Origin of the sequence: Wenzhouxiangella sp. AB-CW3 (assembly GCF_014725735.1) — a bacterium.
GTDB lineage: Bacteria > Pseudomonadota > Gammaproteobacteria > Xanthomonadales > Wenzhouxiangellaceae > Wenzhouxiangella.
Map to the genome: position 1 here is coordinate 2,383,167 of NZ_CP061368.1, position 23,436 is coordinate 2,406,602.

The following is a 23,436-nucleotide window of genomic DNA, read 5'->3' on the forward strand; positions in this document are numbered from 1 at the left end:
CGGGCTTACCGCTTGGTATCGGATTCGGGCGTGGATTCGGTCGCGGGTTGGCTATCGATTTCGTCGGCATCCGCGTCGGCATCAACCACGGGCTCGGGGTTGACCAGCGACCCGCGACCCTCCAAGACACCGTCGACCACCAAACGCTCCAGGCGAGCAAAGACCTCGGCGCGGCCAAAGGGCTTTTTCATGAAGTCGTCAGCGCCGATCTTCTTGAGATAGAACTGTTCGACTGCCTGCGGGTTGCCGCTGATCATGATGATGGGCACCTCAGCGGTCTGCTTGAGGCGTCGAAACTGTCGCAAGGCCTTGAATCCACTCATGCCCGGCAGGACGATGTCGAGAAAGATCAGCTCCGGGGGCTGTTCGACCACCATCTCCAGCGCCGATTCGGCATCTTCGGCGGTCATCGTCTCGTAACCGTTCTGCCGCAGCATGTGGCTGAGCGCCGCACTGATGGTGCGGGAATCATCGACAATCAGTACCCGCGTGCCACGCCGGGCATGAACCCGCTTGCGGCTGCGCCGATCATCCGACTGTCCCATCCCCAGCAACCGGCGAAAGCGGTCAAGCTGCCCCATTCGACTCCCTCCCTTAAGGGTTTGGTTGATAAAGCGCCGATTATCCGGCAAGCCAGCCGGCAACGCAAAGAAATCGGGAAATGAATCAGAAATTTATGGCCAGATCACGAATATCGACACCCTCGGCGCCATCGGGGAGCACCTGGGCTATGCGCAAGGCGGCTGCGCCCCGCGACCTGGCCTCGGCAGCCAGGTCCAGCCGGTCGGCCAGCCGGTAACCTTTCTCACCGGACTCCAGCAGCCGAACCATGGGCAGCAATCCACGTCCGTCCTTGGCCTGAAGGACAACGGCCAGACGCTCGTCAGTCAACCGGACCAACGTTCCCGGCGTGACCCAACCCATGATCTGATTGAAAGCCTCCACCATTTCCGCATCGAACTGCCGACCTCGCTGTTTCCACAGAATGCCCAGCGCCTCATGATGGGACCGCGCCGGGTCGTAGACCCGGTGAGAGGTGATGGCATCGTAGGCATCCACGATCGACACCAGACGGGCCATCGGCGGAATACTCTTCGCCGACAGGCCGCGCGGGTAACCGCTGCCATCGGGACGCTCATGATGCGACAGCACGGCTTCGAGCACCGAATCCGGCAATCCGCCCTCTCCCTTCAGCATCTTGTAGCCGAGTTCGGCATGACGCTTGACCTCGGCGAACTCGGCCTCGGTCAGCCGCCCCTCCTTTTTGAGGACCGTTTGATCCACATGAATCTTGCCCAGGTCATGCAGCAGGCCCGACAGGCCGGCACACTCCAGCTCGAAGCCTTCCCAGTCCAGGGCATGTGCCAGCCCCATGGCAAGGATCGAAACATTGATGCAGTGCTGGGCCGTATAGTCGTCGCGGTCCTTGATCCGAGTCAGCCAAACCAGTGCCGCCAGATTGTGCTCCAGCACCTCGGCCAGTTCGCGCGCGACCGTTTGCGCCTCGGCAATATCCACCCGCCCGCGCTGTTTGAACTGATCAATCAGGTCACGAACCTGCCGCTCCAATGAGCCACGCGTTTCCAGCGCCTGGCGCAGGGACTTGGCCGAAATCTCGCCGGTCAGGGTTTTACGGGGTGGTCCGGAGGGCTTTTCAGCATCGGCGCCTCCGATCTCACCGGGTGGCAGCTGCAAATCGGCCTCCGGCCCGCGCACATGGGACACCACCACCCAGGAACAGTTGGCCACCATCCATGCCTTGATTTCCGGGGAATCGATCAGCACACCCTCAAGCGGGAAGCGGGTTTCGCGCCAGGGAATGTCGAGACGGGTCACGAAGTGGCCAATGCGCAAATCATTCGGATCGATGCGACTCTCGACCATCCAGCGCGGTTGTTCCGAAGACATGCTGCCACCCCTCCATGGTCAGACGAAGTCAATTCATGGTAACACCATGAATATTTTGCTTGCGGGAGCCGCAGCGCCTCAGTCCAGCATCGCTACCAGCAATGCCTTGACATTCACCCCATGGGCCCCGTCCGGAAGCACCTCCTCGATGTGAATCAGGTGCTTGCCATCAGCATCCTTGAGCGTGGCCAGATCGATCTGCTCACCGGCCCGGTAGCCTGCACCGCCATGCTCCAGCCGCCGGACGATGGGATAGAACCCCTGCACGATATTGGTCTCCTCGACCACTGCCAGATCGCCATTGGACAGGCGCACCAGCGTGCCCGGCGCCACCCAGCCCATGAACTGGATAAAGGTTTCGACCATGTGCCGGTCGAACTTGTGATCGCGCCCGCGCCAGAGTATGCCCAGTGCATCATGGTGCGAGCGGGCCGCGCGGTAGCTGCGCTGGGAAGTCACTGCGTCGTAGACATCCACCACGGCAACCAGCTTGGAGACGGGGTTCAGATCAGCCGCTCCCTTGCCGTAGGGGTAACCCTTGCCGTCACCACGCTCATGGTGCTCCAGCGCCGCCAGCGCCACCACCGGGTCGAGCTCGTCACGCTCGGAGAGCAATTCGTAGCCGCGCGTCGTATGGGTCTTGATTTCCCGATACTCGGCCTCTGTCAGCAAGTCCGGCTTTTGCAGAATCTCGGTATCGATTTCGACGTTGCCGACATCATGAAGCAGCGCCGCCAGTCCCGCCAGCTCGATGCGATCCGGCGACCACTCCAGCGCGTGCGCCAGCCCCATGGCCAGAATGGCGGAGTTGATGGAATGCTGCGCAGTGTAGTCATCCCGGTCCTTGATCCGGGTGAGCCAGACCATCGCGGCCAGGTTTTTCTGAAGATAGGTGGCCAGTTCGGCGACAACCCGCTCGGCAGTCTTGATCTCGAGCGTGCCCTGCCGGGCAAAGCCCCTGATCAGGTGGCGCGCCTGGTGATCGAGCAGGCCATAGGCCCGAAGTGCCACCCCCACGCTCTCCCGATCCAGCTTGCGGCCTCTCAGGGCATTGATCGGGTGCTCGGGGTCGGTATTCGAGCCAGAGGTTCGGGACTCCGGCTTGTCGCGCTTGCGCATGGGCCGCCGCTGTTGCGGCGGTGCGCTGGACTGCTCCAGATCGATGACCACCCACTCGCAATGCTCCTCGAACCAGCTCCGGGTCTTTTCCGAATCAATCAGAACACCCTGAAGCGGAAAGGGAGTGTCAATCCATGGGATGTCCAGACGCACGACATAATTGCCCACCTCGAGATCCGAGGGATGGACAATCATCTCGCGTTGCCAAATCGAATCCGGTGACTTTCCCTTGCTCAAACCCGTTTACCTGGAATATGCGACCACCGTGCCATTATGCCAGCAATTGCGGCGAATTCGGGCCACATCCGGCTGAACCCGACGGGCCCGATGCGGTCAATGGAAAAATCACCTGTCCGGGCATGTCCCGGCCGGGCAAGTCGAATTTCAGAACAAAGCATCCACTCACAGGACCCTTCATGAGAAAAACAGCACTTGCTTTTGCCACCACGCTCGTACTGGGCGCAAGCCTCGGTCCCGCACTGGCCGATGATCCCGTCACCGCCATGGATCAGGGAAGCGCCGAACTCGGCTCCTGGGGTGTCGAAACCCGACACATCAGCGACACCCTGGAACCCGGCAACGACTTCTTCGACTGGGTCAACGAAGGCTGGCTGGAGAGCACCGAAATTCCGGCCGGCTTCTCACGCTTCGGCGCCTTCTCCGAGCTGCGGCTGCTCTCCGAAGACCGGGTCGAGTCCATCATCCTCCAGGCTCAAGAAAACGAGAACAGCGCGGGAACGCCAGAACAACAGATCGGTGACCTGTTCAACAGCTACATGGACACCGAAAAGCTGGATGCCCTCGGACTTGATCCGATTCGTGAAACTCTCGACGAGCTCCTGGCCATCGGCAGCCATGAAGCCGCCGCACGCTGGATGGGCGCCCACGGCACCGGCTCACTGGCCGCCGCCTACGTCACCCTCGACCTGGGCGACCCGCAGCGACACGTCACCCACGTTCGGCAATCCGGCCTGGGCATGCCAGACCGGGACTACTACCTGCGCGATGAAGAACCGTTTCCGGGGCACCGAAAGGCCTATCGCGACTACATCGCTGCCACCTTCAAGCGTGCCGGCGTTGATCAGGCCGAACAGCGAGCCGACGCCATACTCGACCTGGAAACCCGGATTGCCGAAAATCACTGGACACGGGTCCAGCAGCGCGACCGCCAGGCCAACTACCGCCTGATCGAGCGCTCCGAGCTCGACGAGCTGGCGCCGGCCTTTCCCTGGCAGACTTTCCTTGCCGAACGCGGCCTGGGCGAGATCGACGAGCTGGTCATGGCCACTGACGAAGCCGTCATCGCCAACGCCGACGTATTCGCCGAAACACCGGCCGACACCTGGGCAAGCTGGCATGCCTTCCACTGGATCAACAACCATGCCCCACTGCTTTCAAGCGACTTCGAACGCGCCCACTTCGAACTGTTTCAACGCCAGCTCGGTGGTGTCGACGAGCAACGGCCGCGTGATCGTCGCGCCATCAACACCGTCAGCGGCCGGCTCGGCGAGCTGGTTGGAAAACTCTACGTGGCCGAGCACTTTCCGCCCGAATACCGCGAACAGATGCTGGAACTGGTCGGCTACCTGCGCCGCGCCTTCGCCGAGCGACTCGACGAGCTGCCGTGGATGGACGACGAGACCCGGGTCGAGGCCGAACGCAAGCTCGAATCCTTCCTGCCCAAGATCGGCTACCCGGACAAGTGGCGCGACTACTCCGATGTCACCATTGCCGCCGATGATCTGATCGGAAATTCCCGCCGCGTGAGCGAGTGGCAATGGGCCGACAACCTCGCCCGCCTCGACGAACCGGTTCGGGAATGGGAATGGGGCATGACGCCGCAAACCGTCAATGCCTACTACTCCCCGCCCCGTAACGAAATCGCCTTCCCGGCGGCGATACTGCAACCCCCGTTCTTTGACCCCTACGCCGACCCGGCGGTCAACTTCGGCGCAATCGGCGGCGTCATCGGACACGAAATGGGCCATGGTTTCGACGACCAGGGCAGCCGCTCGGACGCCGACGGCGTACTGAGGAATTGGTGGACCGACCAGTCCCGTGAACAGTTCGAGGAACGCACCGCGCGCCTGGTCGCGCAATACAACGAGTTCGAGCCCATTGAAGGCATGAACGTCAACGGCGAACTGGCCCTGGGCGAGAACATCGGCGACCTCGGCGGCCTGTCCATCGCCCTGCACGCTTATCGCATGTACCTGGCAGACCACCATGATGGCGAAGCCCCTGTGCTGGATGGCTACACCGGAGAGCAGCGCTTCTTCATGGCCTGGGGTCAGGTCTGGCGCAACCTCTGGGCCAGCGAGGAAGCCCTGCGCGCCCAGCTCATACAAGGCCCGCACAGCCCGCCGCGCTACCGAGTTAACGGCGTGGTGCGCAACATCGATGCCTGGTACGACGCCTTCGACGTCGGTCCGGACCACGAACTGTATGTTCCGGCTGAAGAGCGCGTCAGTATCTGGTGATGACGCCTTCCGAGGCGCTGGTGAGGGAAGGGGCCGCGGGTGTGGCCCCTTTTCTTTTGGGGGCGTTTTGGGTGTTGAGTGTGAAGTGTGAAGTGTGAAGCGTGAAGTGTGAAGGGCGGGCATCTTTAGGGGTGGTGGGGCCGGGGGGCTTCAGTCTTCGGGGGGAGTTTTGGGAACGGTGGCCACGTTGGGCTTTGGGCGTGCGATAATTTTTGGTTCGACTTTGACACCTGTCACGATCACAGAAGAGCATCCATGACTCAGCCTCGCCGCATCCTGGTCACCGCCGCCCTGCCCTATGCCAATGGTTCGATTCATATCGGCCACATGCTTGAATACATTCAGACCGATATCTGGGCACGATTCCAGCGGGCGCGGGGCCACGAGGTGCATTTCGCCTGGGCCGACGATGCGCATGGCACGCCCATCATGCTGCATGCCGAAAAGCACGGCGTGACGCCCGAGCAGCTCATCGAGAAGATGCATGCCGAGCATCTGCAGGATTTTGATGATTTCGGTCTGTCCTACGATAATTTTTCCTCGACCCATACCAGCACCAATCGCATGCTGGTCGAGCGCATCTGGGGTGCGTTGAAGGATCGCGGCGTGGTCGCCACCCGCACCATCGAGCAGTTCTTCGACACCGAGCGCAACATGTTCCTGCCCGACCGCTTCATCAAGGGCAGCTGCCCGCGCTGTGGGGCCGAGGACCAATACGGTGACTCCTGCGAGGCCTGCGGTGCGACCTACAATCCCACCGAGCTGGTCGAACCACGCTCGGTCATCTCCGGTTCCACCCCGGTGATGAAATCCACCGAGCACTATTTCGTCAGCCTGTCGGAATTCCAGGACAGCCTGAAGCAATGGATGCGCTCCGGTGCCCTGCAGGACGAGGTGGCCAACAAACTCGAGGAGTGGTTTGCCGATGGCCTGAGAGACTGGGACGTGACCCGAGACGCGCCCTATTTCGGCTTCCGCATTCCCAACACCGACGACAAGTTCTTCTACGTCTGGCTCGATGCCCCGGTGGGTTATCTGGCCAGCTTCCACGAATTGTGCGAGCAGCATGGCATGGATTTCGAGGAGTGGATGAACCCCGACTCCGGCGTCGAGATGCATCATTTCATCGGCAAGGACATCATCTACTTCCACTGCCTGTTCTGGCCGGCGATGCTCGAGGGCGCGGGCTTTCGCCGTCCCGACGGCGTCTACGCCCACGGTTTTCTCACCGTCAACGGCACCAAGATGTCGAAATCGCGCGGCACTTTCATCATGGCGCGCACCTGGCTCGATCACTTCGAACCGGATTACCTGCGCTACTACTTTGCCGCCAAGCTGGGCTCGGGGCTGGCCGACATCGATCTCAACCTCGAGGACTTCCGCTACCGGGTCAACTCCGACCTGGTCGGCAAACTGGTCAACATCGCCAGCCGCTCGGCCGGATTCATCCGCAAGCTCGGCGGCGGCAAGCTGGCCGCCGAACTGCCCGACCCCGAGCTGTACCAGCGCTTCGTGGCCGAACACGACGCCATCTGCGCCGACTACGAGAATCGCAACTACCATTCCGCAGTGCGTCGCATCATGGCGCTGGCCGACGAGGCCAATCGCTATATCGCCGAGCACCAGCCCTGGGTGCTGGCCAAGGAAGCGGGCAACGAGGACAAGGTCGTCGCCATCTGCACTCAGGGCCTGAACCTGTTCAAGCTGCTGATGACCTGGCTCTCTCCGGTCATTCCGTTCACCGCCCACAAGGCCGGGCAGTTTCTCAACATCCGGCTGGATGACTTCAGCACCGTCGATGCCCCGCTGCTCAACCACGAAATCAACAAGTTCAAGCCGCTGATTCAGCGCGTCGAGGAAGAACAGACCGACAAGCTGCTGGCTGCCAGCCGGGAATCACTGGCTGCCGCCGACACGGATAAAGAGGCCGACGCCAAGAAAGAGAAGAAGGAACAGAGCAACATGATCCAGTTCGACGAGTTCATCAAGGTGGAACTGCGCGTCGCCCGTATCGCAAAGGCCGAGGAAGTCGAAGGTGCCGACAAGCTGCTGCGCCTGCAGCTCGACCTGGGTGAACTCGGCCAGCGTCAGGTGCTCGCCGGCATCCGAAAGCACTACCGCCCCGAAGAACTCGACGGCCGCCTGACCGTGGTGGTCGCCAACCTCGAACCGCGCAAGATGCGCTTCGGCGTCTCCGAAGGCATGGTGCTGGCCGCCAGCGACGACAATGGCCGGCCGTATCTGCTCTCGCCGGACAGTGGGGCCGAGCCGGGGATGAGGATTAGTTAGGCGGTGAAAGGTGAAAGGAAAAAGGTGAAAGGTCAAAGGTGAAAGGTTAAAGGTGATTAGTGGAAGATGAAACGGCAGACGGCATCCGGATGACGGTACGACTCCGATTTGTTGCTCCGGTGACCAACGGCAAGGCCTGTTCGTTGGCCACCTTCCCGCATCTCAACGGCTGCCAGCCCAATCTCCTTTCACCTTTTACCTTTTTCCTTTCACCGCCCCATTAGCCATGGACCTGGTGCTCATTGTCATCTCCGCTGCGCTGGTCAACAACTTTGTCCTGATCCAGTTTCTTGGGCTGTGCCCGTTCATGGGGGTGTCGTCGAATGTTTCCTCGGCTGCCGGCATGTCGCTGGCCACGGCCTTCGTGCTCACACTGGCCTCGGTTTCCAGCTATCTGCTGACCCGCTGGGTGCTGGAGCCATTGGGGCTCATGTACCTGTCGACCGTCGGCTTCATCCTCGTCATCGCCGTGCTGGTGCAGCTGACCGAACTATTCATGCGCCACTCCGCCCCGCTGCTGCATCGCGTGCTCGGCATCTACCTGCCGCTGATCACCAGCAACTGCGCCGTGCTCGGCGTGGCCCTGCTCAACCTGCGCGAGCAGCACAGCCTGGTCGAGTCGGCCTTCTACGGCCTGGGCGCGGCCGCTGGCTTCGGCCTGGTCCTGGTCATGCTCGCCGCCGCCCGCGAACGCCTGGCCATGGCCGACGTCCCGGCCAGTTTCAAAGGCGCCCCCATCGGCCTGATCACCGCCGGTCTGATGGCACTGGCCTTTATGGGGTTTACCGGCTTTGCGCGTTTGTAGAACGGATTCCGTATAATCGGGTAGCGAACGCGAAAGAAAGGTCACCAGACCATGCAAGATCGCAGCCCGGTCATCAGGCAGGCCGTAATCAAGCCCGAGGCCATTCGCTACCACCTGTGGGGCATCGTCATTTTCTCGGTCATCACCGTCGTTGGCATTCTGCTGTTGCCAATCACCTGGCCGCTCTCGAAGTACCTGCTTGAACGCTACTACCAGCGACTGGAAGTGGTTCTGACCCGGCGCGACCTGAAGGTGCGCCGTGGCATCATCAGTACCGAAGAAAAATCCATTCCACTGGAACAAATCACCGACCTGGCCCTCAACCAGGGACCGCTGATGCGGCTGTTCGATATCAAGGGCATGCGCGTGGAAACCGCCGGCCAGTCCGCCACCGGCGCGCTGGTGACGGTTGTCGGCCTGGCAGACGTCGACAATTTCCGCGATGCGGTACTCGACCAGCGCGACCGCATCAGTGACGATGACAGCGAACCATCATCTTCGACGTCAACGGCATCACCGGCGACCGATCACACGTCCCTTCTGACGGATATCCGCGACACCCTCAAGCGCATCGAGGAAAAGCTTGATACTCAATCGTCATCCGAACCCTCATCTGGCACGTAGATCAGCGACCCGTCGTCAAGCCGATAGGTTGTCCCGGCGCGGGTACCGCGGCCCTCGCCGATGTCCCCGGTCGATTCGTAACGAGTCAGCTCCTGCCCCTCGCGAATCAGAATTTCCATGTTCTCTTCACCGGGGTTGCGAACGACGATCATGTCATCATCGCTGGAGAAAACATTGAACGGGTTGGTCGCTACGATCAGCAGCAAAACAGCGATCATGACCAGGAAGACATCGACCACGTTGACCACCGACAACATCGGGTCATCATCCTCAAACTCCAGGAAACGATGACTCATGATGCGGCCTGCTCAATGCGGTGCAGCGAAGTCAGCAGCCAGCGCCGGCGAACGTTGAGAATCAGAAACACGATGGAGGCGGTAACCAGAGCGACGATCACTGCGGAGAACGCCACGACCAGGTGCTCGCCGACCTGACCGAAATCGCCCTCGCCCAACGCCAACAGGGCCGGCGCCAGTGGAATCATGGTCGCGACCAGTCCCAGCATGGGGCAGACGCGACTGATGACTCGCAGGGGCTCAAGCTGGCGCAACACTTCCAGTTCAAGTGCATCGCCATCGTATACGCCATGCCGTCGCTGCCAGGCATGCAGCGAACAGACCGCTTCTGGCGAGCGCTGGCGCCGTTGCAGTGCCTCGACCAGGAATCGACCGAGCAGGTAAAACCCGTAGACAAACAGCAGCAGAATCAGAAGCAACACCGGCCACAGAAAGACCGTGGAAATCTGGTACATCAACAATTCAAGTGGATTCATGTCTTTTCCTTCCTGAATCAATTCATTAATGGCGGAGCCACTGCACAGCACCACCCAGCAACAGTGGCAAAAGGATCAGCAGCAGAAACAAAGGCAGGTTGAACGTGGGCATCACGGGTTCGGCTGTCGGGATCGCGGCCAGCTGCTGGCCGGCCACGGTCTGTGGCGCCAGTCCGTCCAGTCCGAATCCGCGTGCCAGGTCGGCTATTTCCTCACTGGCCCGCTGGCCGGCACCGCCGTGTTCCATCAAGTCCTGGTAAGTCTCCAGCAGGGACTCGAGCGTTTCGTCAGCAGGTTCCCAGTAGTCGCGCCAGACCAGCTCCAGCAGGCGCTCGGTAATGCGCGCCAGTGCATTGGGGTTGTGCTCTCGGAACCATTCGTCCAGTCCCAGCCCCAGGGCGTCTTCCACATAGATTTCATGAAACGCCTGCCATTGATCCGGGCGCAGCATGGTCGGGTCCATGACCTGCCAGCCGAAACTGTTGTTGACGACGTTAAGCAACTCCAGAGTGCCGGCATAGCCTTCGGCCTGCATCGCCGAGAGCCACTGGCGGTGGTGATAGCGGCTGCGCAGCTCCGATGACAGAAACTGTGATGCCGGCATCAACTGGCCCGAAGCGGATGGGTCGCGCAGATTGCCCACGTACAACGCCGGCGACTGGCCGGACAAACGCCGGACCGCCAGCGACAGCCCGCCCAGGTATTCGAAGGGATGATCGGTTGACAGCAGGCCATGCAGATTGGACGAGCGCGACAGCACGGCGGCTTCGACCGAAGCCAGTTGCTCGGCAAACAGATCATAGCCATTGAAGCTGGCCTCGACCGGCATCCCCTCGGCCCCATAGGCAGTGTTCATGCGGGTCAGGAAGATATCGGCCAGTTGCTCCTCCTCATCCCAGAACTCGGCATCCAGCGTGGTGTCGGTCAGACCGGTGCCGTAATCGCCCATGGTGTTGGAGAACACCCGTAGCGAAGACATGGCCAGCGCCTGATCACGATCGAGCCCGCGCTCGATCAGCGCCTGGGTCATCATCTGGCTTTGCTCGGCAATCGGATTGCCGGCCTCGTCAAGCTCAGCCAGGCGAGGCATTGCCCCGGCGAGATGATCGACGAACTGCGGGAACTGATCGCGATAAACCCCCGTGGCCGAGAACACCACATCCACGCGCGGGCGGTCAAGCTGATCGGCAGGGATGATATCCAGCCCGACCACACGGCCGCCTTCGTCCCAAACGGGCTCAAGCCCAAGCAGATACAGCGCCTTGGCCTCCATGGCACCCTGATGGCGCATGGCTTCGGAGCTCCACAGGGCCAGTGCGATTCGCTGTGGCCAGCGGCCATGCTCCTGGTAATGGGTGGCCAGCAGGTCATTGGCCAGCTCCTGCCCGACCTCCCAGGCCGTGGCCGTGGGCATGCGGGCCGGATCGAATCCGAAGAGATTGCGGCCGGTGGGCAGCAGGTCGCGATTGCGAATGGGATCACCGCCCGGGCTGGTAGGCAGGTATCCGCCCTGAAGTGCACGCAGCAGGCCGGGAATCTCACCACCGGCGCGCAACAGCTCATCGAGTTCAAGTGCCTCATCGACCATTGCGCGCTGCTGCCCATTGATGTCGGCCGGCGACTCGCCTTCGAGCAAGAACCGGGCCAGGAATCGGTAGGGCGGCGTTTCTTCCACCGGGCCGAACTCACCGGTAAACAGTTCCCCGGGCTCCTCGATGTCGAGTACTTCGTAGAGTTCGTTTCCCAGTATCTGCATAACCGTCAGCAGCCGGTGCTCATCGGACGGGGCCTGACCGAAACTGTGCAGGCCCAGCGGCTGATTGTCGGCGGCGATCTGGTGCAGATAATCGTGCAGCTCCCTCTCAAAGCCGACGAAGTCCTCGGCAATGGCCGTCTCCGTCCAGCCCAGGTCATCGTGGAAGTGCTGGTCGATGACCCGTTCGCGCACCTGCTGTTCCAGTCGGGCACGAACCGGGCCTTCATCCACCATTTCCCAGTCATGCAGCAGATCGTGCAACTCAAGCAGTTCATCAACCAGGCCGGCCGGCGAGAACGGTGGTGTCTGGTGAGTCACCGTCACCGCGCGTCCGCGACGCTTGGCCTGCAGGCCCTCTGCGATGTTGTCGCTGATGTAGGGGTAGATGACCGGCAGGTCGTCGAGCACCAGCATGGCGTCGTCATGAACATGCAACCCGCGCTGCTTGCCTGGCAGAAATTCCTGGCTGCCGTGGGTGCCGAAGTGAATCAGTGCATCAATACCCACGGCTTCGCGCAAGGCCAGATAAGCGGCCAGGTAGCCATGATGCACCGGATTCTCGCTGTCGTGATAGTTGCCACCGTCCATACTCCTGGGCGGCTGCGGCATCATGATCAGCTCGCCGGCGGCCAGCATCGGCAGCGCAAAAGCTCGACTGCCGTTCGGACTATCGGTCACCATCCGATGGGCTTCTGGCGGACCGTTGTGCTCAATCAGACGCTGTCGCACCGGATCAGGCAGGGACTCCAGCCAGGCCTTGTATTCGGCCAACGGCAGCCACAACACCCGGTCAGGATGACGCTCGACAAAGGCATCCAGGTCCTCGCGACCAGTCCAGGGGTCCAGCAGGTCCGGCAGAGCCTGTTCCAGCAGGTCCGCTTTGAGTGGCTCGGCGCGATAGCCGGCGGCCTTCAGGGCCGGCAACAGCGCTTCGAGCGAGCGCGGCAGGTTGAGGTTGGAGGCCAATACACCGCGCTCGCCGGGCGGATAGCTCCAGAACATCAGTCCCAGCCGCTGTTGCCCAGGTGGCGTGCGCCGCAAATGGGCAATGCGTGTGGCCCGGCGCACCATGACGTCCAACTGTTCCTCCATGGGTTCGAGCACACCGTTTTCCAGCGCGGCAATCACGTGCGGATCCTGCGCGCCCATTTGCTCGGGGATGGCCACGAACGAAGGCAGAACACGCATTGGCAGGCCATTGGGATCATCGCGCCAATCCTCGGCATTGCCCGTGCGATAGTTGAAGCCCTGAACCAGCGGCACATTCAACGCATCCAGTTCGGCCTGACGGTGCGAGACGCCCATGATGTGACCCAGGTTGATGACCACATCCACTGCCGGACCGTCGTCCAGGGTGACCATTTCAGTGATGCCATCCTTTTGCTGCCAGGGGTGATAGAACACCCACGGCAAGCCGCCTGCCTGCTCGATTCGCTCGACCAGGGCCTCAAGCAGGCCCAGGTAATCGGCTTCCACCATGGACGACGAGCCGACAATGCCGATCACCGCCCGAGCCTGCTCTAGCGGCTGATCACGTTCGGCCAGCCACTCAACATATGCTGTCGGATGAGGGAATACCAGGCGCTCGTGGGCCGGGTGTAGAATCCCCGCCTCGGGGAAACGCACCGGCTCGGCGGTCGGCCCGTCACCCCGACCATGCAGTTCGACTGCCAACAGGCGCCAGAAGTTATCCCGGTTCTGCGGTGCCGGATGCTGATAATAGTCGGCCAGCAAGGAGGCCGTATCGGATGTCACTCCCCGCGCGGCCGTTCCGCCGGTGCCGACTCTCAACCAGTCGCTGCCGGCACGCTGCAGCAGAGGCATGACTGCTTCATTAATGCGTGCCAGGTCATTGCCTCGCGGAGCGTGCAAGACCACCAGGCGGGCACTTGCTACATCTGCTGCCAGCAAAGCAGGGTCGGATCGCTCAACGTGATGCCACTCAGCAGCGATTCCGTGTCGTTCCGCATCGGAAACCAGGGCATCGAGTCGACCGGGCAGCACAAACTCGGTTGTCAGAACGACCACTTCGGCTTGCTCGACATCGGTCGACTTTGCTGCAACCCCACCAGACAGGCATTGCCCCATCAACGCTGCCAAGAACAGGACGATTGTCGAAGCCCGCATGCTCAGAACCTCCCGTCCAGCGCAAGGAACAGGTATCGTGGGCGTTCGGAGTAGTGGAAGAACTCGGATTTATCGGCCAGGTCGGTATCGGCCAGATTCTCCAGGCCCGCTCGCAGGGTCAGCCTGTCACTCAGATCGCGCCCTACGCCCAAGTGCCATAGCGTATATGACGGCAGATCCTGGAATGCTGGCCCAACCTGACGCGACTGGCTGCCCACGTGGCTGGCTCGCATCAGCACGTGCCAGTCCTGGCCCTGCCACTGCAGGCTGCCGCTGATTATATGCGATGGGCGCTCAGGCAGATCCTGATTCGTGTCTCGAATCTCGGCATCCAGCCAGGTATGCGACAACCGCGCCTCCCAACCGACCCCAAAGGGCAAACTCAGCGCATTCTCCAGGCCGGTCACACGGGTTCGCGCGATGTTCCGATAATCGCGTACCTCCTCCCCGAACTGCCCACAGGCACTGACGCATGCCGTTTGAATCAAATCACTGGCGGTATTGCGGAAAAACACGGTCTCCAGGCGCAGGAGATCTGAATGCCAGACCAGCCCGACTTCCATGTTACGGCTGGTTTCCGGCTCGAGATCGGGGTTGCCGGTAATCAGGAAGCGTCCGCCACCGCCAAAGGCTTCAAACTGCCCGGAAAGTTGTTTGAGTGTAGGGGCCCGAAATCCTTCTCCATAGCCACCGCGCAGTCGCAAGCGATCAGAAACTTGCCAGTTCAGATACGCCCGTGGCGTCAGGTGACTGCCAAACACATCGTGGTGATCCATTCTAAGACCTAGAGTCAGGCGCACGGCTTCGGCAAGCTGAATTTGATCCTGGACCAGCAAAGCCGCGCGGTCGGCAGATTCGCGACCGGTCTCCACCAGACTCTCATCGGCAATCCGCTCACGTCTCACCTCACCGCCAAGGAGCACGTCATGGCGCTCCCTCGGCTTGAAGAAAACACGCAGGTCAGCGATATCGTCAGTCAGGTCGATTGGGCTGGGATCCAGGGAAATGCTGCCGTCCACGGTTCGTGACAAATCCGCCCGATACACTCCGCCCTGAACGCTCAGGCCATTGAAGTCACGGCTGTAGCTCAAATCGTAGAGCCGGCGATCGATGTTTTCGTCGCGACGAAACGGCGTGTTGGGCGGCGGGCCGGACTGCCGGGTGAAACGCTCGCGCTCTTCATTGGAGCCCTTGAGCCCCAGGCGCAGGCGTCCGCCGGCCGGATCCTCCCAGCGGGCGATGAAACCGGCCGACGTCATGGTCCGTCCCTCAAGCAGCGAAACTGCTTCATCGGTACGATCCGGCACAGACTGTTGTGTGTTGTGGTCGGCAAAAAGCTGCAAGGCCATGGTTTCGCCAAGCCCGCCACCGGCATAGAAGCCGGCCTGTCGCTCGCGGCCGCCGCTGGCATCGGTCAGCGTGCCGGTGCGCAATCGTGCAGAACCCGACCACTCTCGGGTCTCAGCGCGGGTCACCACATTGATCACGCCACCCAGGGCCTCGGATCCGTAGAGCGATGACAGCGGGCCTCGAACCACCTCGATTCTCTCGATAGCCTCGAAGGGAATCCAGTCCAGCTCGAAGTCGGAGTGTGCGACCACATCTGAAGAGGCCGACACACGGCGTCCGTCCAGCAGGAACAAGGTATCGCTTGAGCGCTGACCGCGAAGGGCTATACCCCGCCGAGTGAAACCTTCGGATGTCAGCGTCACCCCAGCGCTGTCTCGGACGGCGTCCAGAATGTCACGCACCGGCAGGATGATCAGCTCATCGCGGCTGATGACTGTAACGCTCGCGGGGGCGTCAATGACATCCTGCTCGCGCGCAGAAGCGACCGACACCACTCGATCGGCGTCCGCTGCGCCGGGAACGGAGGTTTCGGCCACTGCGGGTCCGGCAGGCAAGAAGAACGTGCCGCAGACAGCCAGCACGAAAGTCAGTCGTTGCATCGATTGTTTTCCTTTTCGGCAGCTTCAGGCAATTCGTGGCGCCTTGCTACCGCGGGGGACAGGCACCACAATCAGAAGCGCAATGTTATAATATATCTTCACGTGAATTTGACGGTGCAAAGGGACGCACAGGCATCGTCTTCAAGGCGCACGACAAGTCAGCAGGACTGGAATAGAACCCAACCGGCGGCCATGAAGCTGAATCGTGTACTGGTGCCCTGGGAGCGGTCACCCGCCGACCAACGCTGACAGGTCGGCATGCTGCAGATACGAAAAGGGCGGAGCCAGTGGCTCCGCCCCGTCCGTTCAGGTCAGATCAGGAAGCTGTATCAGAATTCCTGACGATACCCGAGTGTGATGAAGCCACCGCGCGGGTCATGTGTTCCGAGGTCGTAACCCCAGATATCACTTGCCGCAAACGGCGGTTCATTGTCCAGCGCATTGTCGATGTTGAGGGTGAACGTGCCATCCCATTCGGTGTGGTAGCGGAACTGCAGGTCCAGCACTGTCCAGGCCGACACCTTGCGGCCCAGGTCCATCAGGCTGTCATCGTCATACGAACCGATGTGACGCAGGCCGGCTGACCAGCCCCAGTTGCCGCCTTCCCAGTCGAACGAGGCAAAGGCACGCAGCTTGGGACGCTGCCAGGTGCCATTGAGGTCCTCGACAGGCTGACCCTCGCGGAACTGGCGATCAAAGGTAGTGGTGTAGGACACCAGGGTGTTGACACTGTAGACACCGCCCCACAGCTCCCGTCCGGTGTAGCGCACATCGAAGTCAACGCCCTCGACCTTCTGGTTACCGAAGTTGAAGAAGGTGTCGCGAACGAAGTCGATGCGGCCCGGGATTCCGGCCTCGGCCTCGGAGGAGGTCGGCGGCAGACGTACCACGAACTCTTCGTTGGTGCCTTCGTTGTCCAGCAGCCACTGGGTATCGGATCCGATCAGACCCTCGTGCTCGATCTGCCAGTAGTCGACACTCAGCGACAGATTATCGAGTGCCTGCCAGATGACGCCCATATTGATCGATTCGCTGGTCTCGGGCTGCAAATCCGGGTTACCGCTGAACTCGACGATGTACTCGGTCGGACCACAGTCCTGATCGTCCCCGGTCAGCTCACAGCGTGCCGTGTCAATCATGATCGGCGACTCTTCCGTGGCGCCCAGCCCGATTTCGGGAATGCTCGGGGCACGGAAACCTTCCGACCAGCTGGCACGCAGCGAAAGCTCATCCGTTACCCGCCACATCACACCGATACGCGGATTGGTGGTCGATCCGAAGTCGGAGTAGTCGTCGTGGCGAAGTGCAGTCTGCAGCTCAAGGTTGTCCAGCAGCGGGAATACGGCCTCGGCATAGACACTGTTGATGTCCCGGGAACCCTGGACCTGGGTCGCCTCGGTGCCGATGATTTCTCCACGCCGGAACTGGATGTCCGGAATATCACGAATGGACTCCTCGCGGTACTGGTAGCCGGCAGCCAGACCGATCGGGCCACCCGGCAACTCGCCGGCAATGCCGTCGACACCAGCATCGAAGAATCGCTGCCGCGACGTGCCGGTGCGGGTGATTCGGCTGGTGAAGCGGTCGATGACCTCCGGATCATTCGGCTGCGTGCCGAAGGGATCGTAGCTGAAGTCGTCAAGGACTTCCTGGAACAGGCGCACGTTCATGAACCCGTTGATACCGTCCTGCTGGGCATGGTGACGGGTCATGCCGAGTGCGACGTCGTAGTCCCAGTTCTCCGAAATCATGCCGGCCACGCCCAGCACCCCGCGCAGGGAAACGTGACGCTGATCCTGGATACGACGACCGACATCTACCGGGCGATAGCGCGCCATCAGGTCTTCCCCGAAAGGATTACCCGGATGATCGGCACTGATGAAGAGCTCATCAACCGAAGGAGCGGGAGCACCATGAATCTGGCTGTTGCGGTAATGCGCCCAGCCTTCGAAGTACATGAACTGATCGGCGGCCAGTTCATGGTCGACATTGACGAACATGCTGGCCCGTTCCGAGTTCGGACGAAGCTGCATGTCCGGCGAATAGTCGAACAGGCAGAATTCACCACTGCCACTGATCCGGTCTGGCGGGCAGGCCGGGTCCGGCTGCCATTCTTCCGAATCCAGCAGGAAGTAAGCGCCCGGATCACTACCCAGCGAACTGCGGAAATCCAGCCCGGCTGGATGCAGCGGCGCCTTGTTGGCCGACTGAGAATAACGACGGTCCGACTTCCAGAGCGTATCGCGCTTGTAGTAGTCGAGGGTCACCATGGTGCTGGTGCGATCACCCTGGGTACCCCAAAGCAGCGACAACCTGGTTTCGTCTGCATCGCCCTCGTAGGAGGTGCCGTAATTGGCGTGGAATTCGGCGCCGTCGAGATCATCGCGCAGGATAATGTTGACCACGCCGGCGATGGCGTCGGTGCCATATACCGCGGATGCGCCGTCCTTCAGAACCTCGACGCGATCAATGGCAGAAACCGGAATGGTGTTGAGATCGACCCCGGACTCGGTAATCCGCTTGGCAAACGGGCTGTTGGCCACCCGGCGGCCGTTGACGAGAATCAACGTCGCATTGCTTCCCAGTCCACGCAGGGAAACCGAAGCGGTATCCGGGCCGGTGTCATCGTTGGAATCGCCCTGAGCTGAAAAGGTGCCAGCTCCAACAGCAGGCATGCGCAGGAAAAGATCCTGTGCCGTCTGCACCCCCGCGAACTCCAGGGTTTCCCGGTCATAGGTTTCTACAGGCGAGATTCGCTCGATGCCAAGACGACTGATACGGGAACCAGTCACCTGAACGCGATCCAGCACTGTTTCTTCGGCTTCGTCTCCGGCCTTTACTTCCCCCATGGCCATCGTGCCAGCGGCTACTGCCGTGGCAAGTAGTGCAGTATGTATGTGCTTCAAGGCTTTGTCCTCCAAAGTTTGAACAAGCGGGATAACGACGCATCCTCCCCCATGCCGTGCGAAGGCAGGCACTCGAAACAGGAAGGGCTTGTCTCCCAACTGCGAAGGCTAACACAATTTCTTAACAAACGTGAGACACCCTCCCCAGGTCAGGACTTGCCCCTCAACCGCTGCTCTCTGAGCTGCTCATACAGCGGCCAGCACTGCTCGGCCACCCTTTGCGGATGCCCCGAAAGCGACACCCGGCGACTTCCGCCAGAAGAGAATCCAGTCGAGCGCCAGACCGAGTCATACCAGTACCTGGCCCATACGCCATCGGTTTCGCGCGGACCCGCCGGCCAACTGAGCATGGCCGGAAGGAAGTCGATACCCAGCCAGTCGCACAGCATTCGCAGATGTTCTTCCGGTCTGGCCAGAAACTCCCCGCTGTCGATCACCGGGGGCGCCTGGCCCGCCTGGGTCCGCAGCCACTCAAACAGCCGGACCTGTTGTGGCAGCCCCACATCCTCGGGCCCGACATCCTCCGTACCGCGCGCCTTGACGTAGGAAGCGACCACCTCGTCGGGCCGGCGTATCAACAGAATATTGGTGAGCTCACCAATCCATGTCCAGTCCATGGACTGATGCAGGTGATGGCACATGTGCTTCTGATACCAGATGGCGGAACCATCGGGCACCAGCCCACGAGTCAGGTCGGCCACGACCCGGCGCCAGTCGGTGTTGCCGGCGGCGATCACTTCGTCTCGGCCGGGATGATCGGCCCCGCTCAAACTCAGCCAGGCGGCATACAGCGGCTCGTCGGAGACATGACAGTCAGGCCGATTCTCCCAGGCACGCATCATGGCCGTGGAGATATTGCGCGGCCCCGACCACATGGCAATGCGAAGCGGCTCGCTCATGCCATTCCTTCCGGTCGGGTGCGATTGGCCACATCGGCGCGGATCTGTTCGGCATAAAGCTCCTGCAATCGTTGCGTGACCGGGCCGGGCAAGGGAGTATTCAGCTCACGCCCGTCGACCGAGCACACCGACGTCAGCCCGCCCAGCGTGCCGGTCACGAAGGCTTCCTCGGCCCCGTAGACATCGGTCAGGCTGAAATCCTTCTCGAAGCAGGCGATGCCATTGTCATGGCACAGCCGGATCACGTTGCCCCGGGTAATCCCGCCCAGGCAGTACTTGCCACTGGAGGTCCAGGCCTCGCCATTGCGCACGATGAAAAAATGGGTGGAGTTGCAGGTGGCCACGAAACCGTGCGGGTCGAGCATCAGGGCCTCGTCGGCGCCGGCTTCGTTGGCCTGAATGCAGGCCGAGATGCAGTTGAACTTGGAATGCGAGTTGATCTTGGGATCCTGGACATCGGGCGCGCCGCGGCGCACGTGCACGGTAAACAGCTTCAGCCCCCGCTCCACGGCGGCCGGGTCATGCGGACTTTTCGCCGGCACGATCACCACCGTCGGCCGGCCCACGGCCAGGCGGGGGTCCTGGTAGGGCTCACGCCGCACCCCGCGCGTGACCATCAGCCGCAGATGGGCGTCGTTATCCAGCCCGTTGGCCTCGATGGTCTCGTAAATCGCCCGGGTCAGCTCATCCCGGTCCAGGCCGATATCCAGCACGATGGCCCGCGCCGCCTCGAACAGACGATCAAGATGCGGCTCGAGAAAGGCCGGATGCCCGTCGACCACCCGCAGGCCCTCCCACACCCCGTCACCGAGCACAAAGCCGCTGTCGAATACCGAGACCACGGCTTTCGATTCGTCCTGCAGTTCGCCATTCATGTAGATTTGCATGGTGCTCCAGATCCTTGTCCACGATGTACGATCAAACGAGCAATCTACCGTCGCGAGATCCCCAATGCCAGCTTCCTGGTCTGCATCGGGCGCACAATCAGCTCAAGCCCTGCCCTTGCTATACTGGCCATCATTGATTTCAACCGGGGTTCATGGCCATGAATCGCTCACGGATACTCGCGATCCTCAATGACAGCAAACCCTACCTGACCAAAGAGTTCGGAGTGACCGATCTGGCGCTTTTCGGCTCGCACGCGAGAGGTTCTGGTGGCGAAGATAGTGATGTCGACATCGTGGTCGATTTCAAGGGTCCAGCCACCTCCCGCCAATACTTCGGTGTGCAATTCTACCTGGAGGATCGCCTGGGCCTGCCCGTCGACCTGGTCACGCGCAAGTCCATTCGAGAGGAACTGAAACCGTTCATCGAACGAGACAGTATTCATGCCTGACGGCAAGTCGCGGGAATGGCGCTTTTACATCGGTGACATGCTCGGATTTTGCGAAGCAGTACTTCGCTATACCGAGGGCCTCTCACAGGCCGACTTCATTGCCGACAACCGAACCTATGATGCCACCCTCAGGAACCTCGAGCTCATCGGGGAAGCAGCCTGTCAGGTTCCGGATCACATACGCGAGAAACACGACGAGATTCCCTGGCGCCAGATCATTGCAACGCGCAATCGCCTCATTCATGCCTATCTCGGTATAGATGACGATGTCATCTGGAGCATCATTCGTGATGACATTCCGGAACTGACAGTCAATCTCAAGGCCATCGATCAAACGCACGACCACTGACATTTCGCCAACTATCCATGCTCTACGCCATCGCCACACTCGGATTGATGACCCTGGCTGCCGGTGCCCTGCTGGCTTGGCTGGGTCGGCGGCTGGCGCCGGATGAAGACAGCCTGGCCGAGCGCATCAACCAGGTGCTGCCACAGACCCAGTGCGCGCAGTGCGGCTATCCCGGCTGCCGGCCCTATGCCGAAGCCATTGTCAGCGGCGAGGCCGACATCAACCAGTGTCCGCCCGGCGGCGAGGCCGGCGTGCGCGAGCTGGCCGAACTGCTCGGCACCGAACCCAAACCACTGGACGAATCGCGCGGTGAGCACAAACCGCCGATGGTCGCGGTCATCGACGAAGACCGCTGCATCGGCTGCACACTGTGCATCCAGGCCTGCCCGGTCGATGCCATCGTCGGCGCGGCACGCCTGATGCATACCGTCATCGAGGCAGAATGCACCGGCTGCGAACTGTGCATCGAACCCTGCCCGGTCGACTGCATCGACCTGATCGAGCGGCCACAGCCGGCCAACTGGCCCCGCCCACAGCCCATTCCCATTCGCGTGCGCGAGGCCTCTCATGCCTGAAACTCTGCCGGGCGACCGGGTCTTCAGCTTCCCTGGTGGACTGAAGCTCAAGCACCACAAGCAGATGGCCTGCCAGGCACCGGTTCGCCAGCCGCCGCTGCCCGATCGGCTGTACGTGCCGCTGGGCCAGCACCAGGGCGAATCCGGCGAAGTGATCGTCCAGAAAGGTGAACAAGTACTCAAGGGACAGCCGCTGACCGCCAGCGGCGACGATTTCATCGTGCCGGTGCATGCGCCGACCTCCGGAACTGCCCGAGGTGTAGTCGACTACCCGGCTGCCTTTCCACCCGGCGGCACGCGCCGCTGCCTCATTATCGATTCAGACGGCGAAGATCAATGGGGCCCGCTCCGGCCACTGGACAACTGGCAGGAGCGCCCGACCGGCGACATCATCGATCACCTGCATGCACATGGCCTGGCCGGCATGGGCGGGGCCATGTTCCCCACCGCCGCCAAACTGCGCGGCGACTGGCCGGACCTCCACACCGTCATCCTCAACGGTGCGGAATGCGAACCGTACATCGCCTGCGACGAAATGCTGATGCGCGAGCGCCCCGAGGCCATCGTCGAGGGTGGACTCCTGCTCGCCCGGGCCGCCGATGCACGGCGCGTGGTGATTGCCATTGAGGATCGCATGGGCGCGGTCCGCGAGCGGCTGGAGGCCGCATGCCGCGAAATCGATCACGATGACATCGTGCGCATCATCCAGGTACTCACCCTCTATCCCGAAGGCGGCGAGCGCCAGCTCATCCAGACCCTGACCGGCAAGGAAGTCCCACATAGCGGACTGCCGCAAGACCTGGGCGTGGTCTGCCACAACGTGGCCACCGCCGCCAGCGCACGCGACGCGGTCATCGACGGCAGGCCCCTGATCGAGCGCATCGTCACCGTGACGGGCCCGGGCATCGAAGCACCCTGCAACCTGCTGGCGCTGATCGGCACGCCGTTTTCCCATCTGATCGAAGCCGCCGGCGGCTACCGCGACAAGGTCAGCCGTCTCGTGCTTGGCGGCCCGATGTCGGGCACCGCGCTGGCCCGTGACGACATCCCGGTCAGCCGCGGCAGCAACTGCCTGCTCGCGCTCACTTCGAAAGAAGTGGCCCCGACCGCACCCACCCTGCCCTGCATCAACTGCGGCCAGTGCGTGAGCGTCTGCCCGGCCAGCCTGCTGCCGCAGATGCTGTATCGACATCTCGAAGCCGAGCAATACGACCGTGCCACTGAGCTGAACCTTGCCGACTGCATCGAATGCGGCTGCTGCGCGCAGGTCTGCCCCAGCCACATCCCGCTGGTCGATTTCTTCCGCCACGGACGCCAGGAACTGATCCGGCGCGAACTCGACGAGCGCCGTGCCGCCCTGGCCCGCCGCCGCTTCGAAGCACGCGAGGCAAGACTGGAGCGCGAGAAGGCCGAACGCGCCGCCCGCCGCAAGGCACGAGAAGAGAAACTGAAAAAACCGGACAAGGCCCAGGACGAAATCCAGGCCGCCATCGAACGCGCCCAAAACAAAAAAAGCAAGAGGTAGGCCGGGGTTGCATCCCC

The 23,436-nt window shown here is 61.7% G+C and carries 17 protein-coding genes and 1 pseudogene; 8 read left to right on the forward strand and 10 right to left on the reverse strand.

Features of this window, described 5'->3' with window-relative positions:
* Nucleotides 1-5: 5 nt before the first annotated feature.
* The 3 genes from IC757_RS10395 to IC757_RS10405 all read right to left on the reverse strand — a co-directional run bounded on the left by IC757_RS10395 (nucleotide 6) and on the right by IC757_RS10405 (nucleotide 3,264).
* Complete coding sequence (locus IC757_RS10395) at nucleotides 6-581, reverse strand: PleD family two-component system response regulator (RefSeq protein ID WP_190974253.1); 576 nt, start codon at nucleotides 579-581, stop codon at nucleotides 6-8.
* An 85-nt stretch (nucleotides 582-666) separates the two neighbouring features.
* Nucleotides 667-1,908, reverse strand: a complete 1,242-nt coding sequence (locus IC757_RS10400) for an HD-GYP domain-containing protein (protein WP_190974254.1) — start codon at nucleotides 1,906-1,908, stop codon at nucleotides 667-669.
* 78 nt (nucleotides 1,909-1,986) lie between these two features.
* On the reverse strand, nucleotides 1,987-3,264 hold the full coding sequence (locus IC757_RS10405) for an HD-GYP domain-containing protein (RefSeq protein WP_190974255.1): 1,278 nt from the start codon (nucleotides 3,262-3,264) through the stop codon (nucleotides 1,987-1,989).
* A 179-nt stretch (nucleotides 3,265-3,443) separates the two neighbouring features.
* Between IC757_RS10405 and IC757_RS10410 the strand changes: the two genes are divergently transcribed.
* From IC757_RS10410 to IC757_RS10425, 4 genes and pseudogenes are all read left to right on the forward strand, one after another.
* On the forward strand, nucleotides 3,444-5,507 hold the full coding sequence (locus tag IC757_RS10410) for a M13 family metallopeptidase (protein WP_190974256.1): 2,064 nt from the start codon (nucleotides 3,444-3,446) through the stop codon (nucleotides 5,505-5,507).
* 219 nt (nucleotides 5,508-5,726) lie between these two features.
* Nucleotides 5,727-7,796: pseudogene (gene metG, locus IC757_RS10415) on the forward strand (methionine--tRNA ligase); the annotation flags it as partial.
* 226 nt (nucleotides 7,797-8,022) lie between these two features.
* Nucleotides 8,023-8,601: an electron transport complex subunit RsxA gene (rsxA, locus tag IC757_RS10420; RefSeq protein WP_190974258.1), complete on the forward strand. Its 579-nt coding sequence runs from the start codon at nucleotides 8,023-8,025 to the stop codon at nucleotides 8,599-8,601.
* 51 nt (nucleotides 8,602-8,652) lie between these two features.
* On the forward strand, nucleotides 8,653-9,225 hold the full coding sequence (locus tag IC757_RS10425) for a PH domain-containing protein (protein ID WP_190974259.1): 573 nt from the start codon (nucleotides 8,653-8,655) through the stop codon (nucleotides 9,223-9,225).
* On the opposite strand, the gene IC757_RS10430 is transcribed toward IC757_RS10425, so the two are convergent.
* The 7 genes from IC757_RS10430 to IC757_RS10460 form a co-directional block, all read right to left on the reverse strand.
* A complete protein-coding gene (locus IC757_RS10430; protein WP_190974260.1) occupies nucleotides 9,192-9,521 on the reverse strand; it encodes a DUF2149 domain-containing protein in 330 nt (109 codons plus the stop codon). The two genes, IC757_RS10425 and IC757_RS10430, sit on opposite strands and share 34 nt — an antisense overlap.
* The gene (locus IC757_RS10435) at nucleotides 9,518-9,997 is read right to left on the reverse strand and encodes a MotA/TolQ/ExbB proton channel family protein (RefSeq protein WP_190974261.1); all 480 of its coding nucleotides are present in this window, start codon (nucleotides 9,995-9,997) and stop codon (nucleotides 9,518-9,520) included. The genes IC757_RS10430 and IC757_RS10435 overlap by 4 nt, the downstream gene beginning before the upstream one ends.
* A gap of 25 nt (nucleotides 9,998-10,022) precedes the next feature.
* On the reverse strand, nucleotides 10,023-13,880 hold the full coding sequence (gene cobN / locus IC757_RS10440) for a cobaltochelatase subunit CobN (RefSeq protein WP_190974262.1): 3,858 nt from the start codon (nucleotides 13,878-13,880) through the stop codon (nucleotides 10,023-10,025).
* 2 nt (nucleotides 13,881-13,882) lie between these two features.
* Entirely contained in the window at nucleotides 13,883-15,829 is a 1,947-nt protein-coding gene (locus tag IC757_RS10445; RefSeq protein ID WP_190974263.1) for a TonB-dependent receptor plug domain-containing protein, read from the reverse strand.
* A gap of 329 nt (nucleotides 15,830-16,158) precedes the next feature.
* A complete protein-coding gene (locus tag IC757_RS10450) occupies nucleotides 16,159-18,735 on the reverse strand; it encodes a TonB-dependent receptor plug domain-containing protein (RefSeq protein ID WP_190974264.1) in 2,577 nt (858 codons plus the stop codon).
* A 149-nt stretch (nucleotides 18,736-18,884) separates the two neighbouring features.
* Nucleotides 18,885-19,634 carry an HAD family hydrolase gene (locus tag IC757_RS10455; RefSeq protein ID WP_190974265.1) on the reverse strand — a complete coding sequence of 250 codons (750 nt, stop codon included), beginning with the start codon at nucleotides 19,632-19,634 and terminating at the stop codon, nucleotides 18,885-18,887.
* Nucleotides 19,631-20,521: an aminotransferase class IV gene (locus tag IC757_RS10460; protein ID WP_190974266.1), complete on the reverse strand. Its 891-nt coding sequence runs from the start codon at nucleotides 20,519-20,521 to the stop codon at nucleotides 19,631-19,633. The genes IC757_RS10455 and IC757_RS10460 overlap by 4 nt, the downstream gene beginning before the upstream one ends.
* A gap of 158 nt (nucleotides 20,522-20,679) precedes the next feature.
* On the opposite strand from IC757_RS10460, the gene IC757_RS10465 reads away from it, so the two are divergent.
* From IC757_RS10465 to rsxC, 4 genes are read left to right on the forward strand one after another with little or no spacing between them, the layout of a single operon-like run.
* Entirely contained in the window at nucleotides 20,680-20,970 is a 291-nt protein-coding gene (locus IC757_RS10465) for a nucleotidyltransferase family protein (protein WP_190974267.1), read from the forward strand.
* Complete coding sequence (locus IC757_RS10470) at nucleotides 20,963-21,319, forward strand: DUF86 domain-containing protein (protein ID WP_190974268.1); 357 nt, start codon at nucleotides 20,963-20,965, stop codon at nucleotides 21,317-21,319. Before IC757_RS10465 ends, IC757_RS10470 begins: the two co-directional genes overlap by 8 nt.
* A gap of 17 nt (nucleotides 21,320-21,336) precedes the next feature.
* A complete protein-coding gene (gene rsxB / locus IC757_RS10475) occupies nucleotides 21,337-21,894 on the forward strand; it encodes an electron transport complex subunit RsxB (RefSeq protein WP_190974269.1) in 558 nt (185 codons plus the stop codon).
* Complete coding sequence (rsxC, locus tag IC757_RS10480) at nucleotides 21,887-23,419, forward strand: electron transport complex subunit RsxC (RefSeq protein WP_190974270.1); 1,533 nt, start codon at nucleotides 21,887-21,889, stop codon at nucleotides 23,417-23,419. The genes rsxB and rsxC overlap by 8 nt, the downstream gene beginning before the upstream one ends.
* Nucleotides 23,420-23,436 lie beyond the last annotated feature (17 nt).

Coding starts and splice junctions, on each gene's coding strand:
- rsxA (WP_190974258.1), top strand. CDS start 8,023: ATGGACCTGGTGCTCATTGTCATCTCCGCTGCGCTGGTCAACAACTTT.
- IC757_RS10445 (WP_190974263.1), bottom strand. CDS start 15,829: ATGCAACGACTGACTTTCGTGCTGGCTGTCTGCGGCACGTTCTTCTTG.
- IC757_RS10410 (WP_190974256.1), top strand. CDS start 3,444: ATGAGAAAAACAGCACTTGCTTTTGCCACCACGCTCGTACTGGGCGCA.
- IC757_RS10425 (WP_190974259.1), top strand. CDS start 8,653: ATGCAAGATCGCAGCCCGGTCATCAGGCAGGCCGTAATCAAGCCCGAG.
- IC757_RS10435 (WP_190974261.1), bottom strand. CDS start 9,997: ATGAATCCACTTGAATTGTTGATGTACCAGATTTCCACGGTCTTTCTG.
- IC757_RS10400 (WP_190974254.1), bottom strand. CDS start 1,908: ATGTCTTCGGAACAACCGCGCTGGATGGTCGAGAGTCGCATCGATCCG.
- IC757_RS10455 (WP_190974265.1), bottom strand. CDS start 19,634: ATGAGCGAGCCGCTTCGCATTGCCATGTGGTCGGGGCCGCGCAATATC.
- cobN (WP_190974262.1), bottom strand. CDS start 13,880: ATGCGGGCTTCGACAATCGTCCTGTTCTTGGCAGCGTTGATGGGGCAA.
- IC757_RS10460 (WP_190974266.1), bottom strand. CDS start 20,521: ATGCAAATCTACATGAATGGCGAACTGCAGGACGAATCGAAAGCCGTG.
- rsxC (WP_190974270.1), top strand. CDS start 21,887: ATGCCTGAAACTCTGCCGGGCGACCGGGTCTTCAGCTTCCCTGGTGGA.
- IC757_RS10470 (WP_190974268.1), top strand. CDS start 20,963: ATGCCTGACGGCAAGTCGCGGGAATGGCGCTTTTACATCGGTGACATG.
- IC757_RS10465 (WP_190974267.1), top strand. CDS start 20,680: ATGAATCGCTCACGGATACTCGCGATCCTCAATGACAGCAAACCCTAC.
- rsxB (WP_190974269.1), top strand. CDS start 21,337: ATGCTCTACGCCATCGCCACACTCGGATTGATGACCCTGGCTGCCGGT.
- IC757_RS10395 (WP_190974253.1), bottom strand. CDS start 581: ATGGGGCAGCTTGACCGCTTTCGCCGGTTGCTGGGGATGGGACAGTCG.
- IC757_RS10430 (WP_190974260.1), bottom strand. CDS start 9,521: ATGAGTCATCGTTTCCTGGAGTTTGAGGATGATGACCCGATGTTGTCG.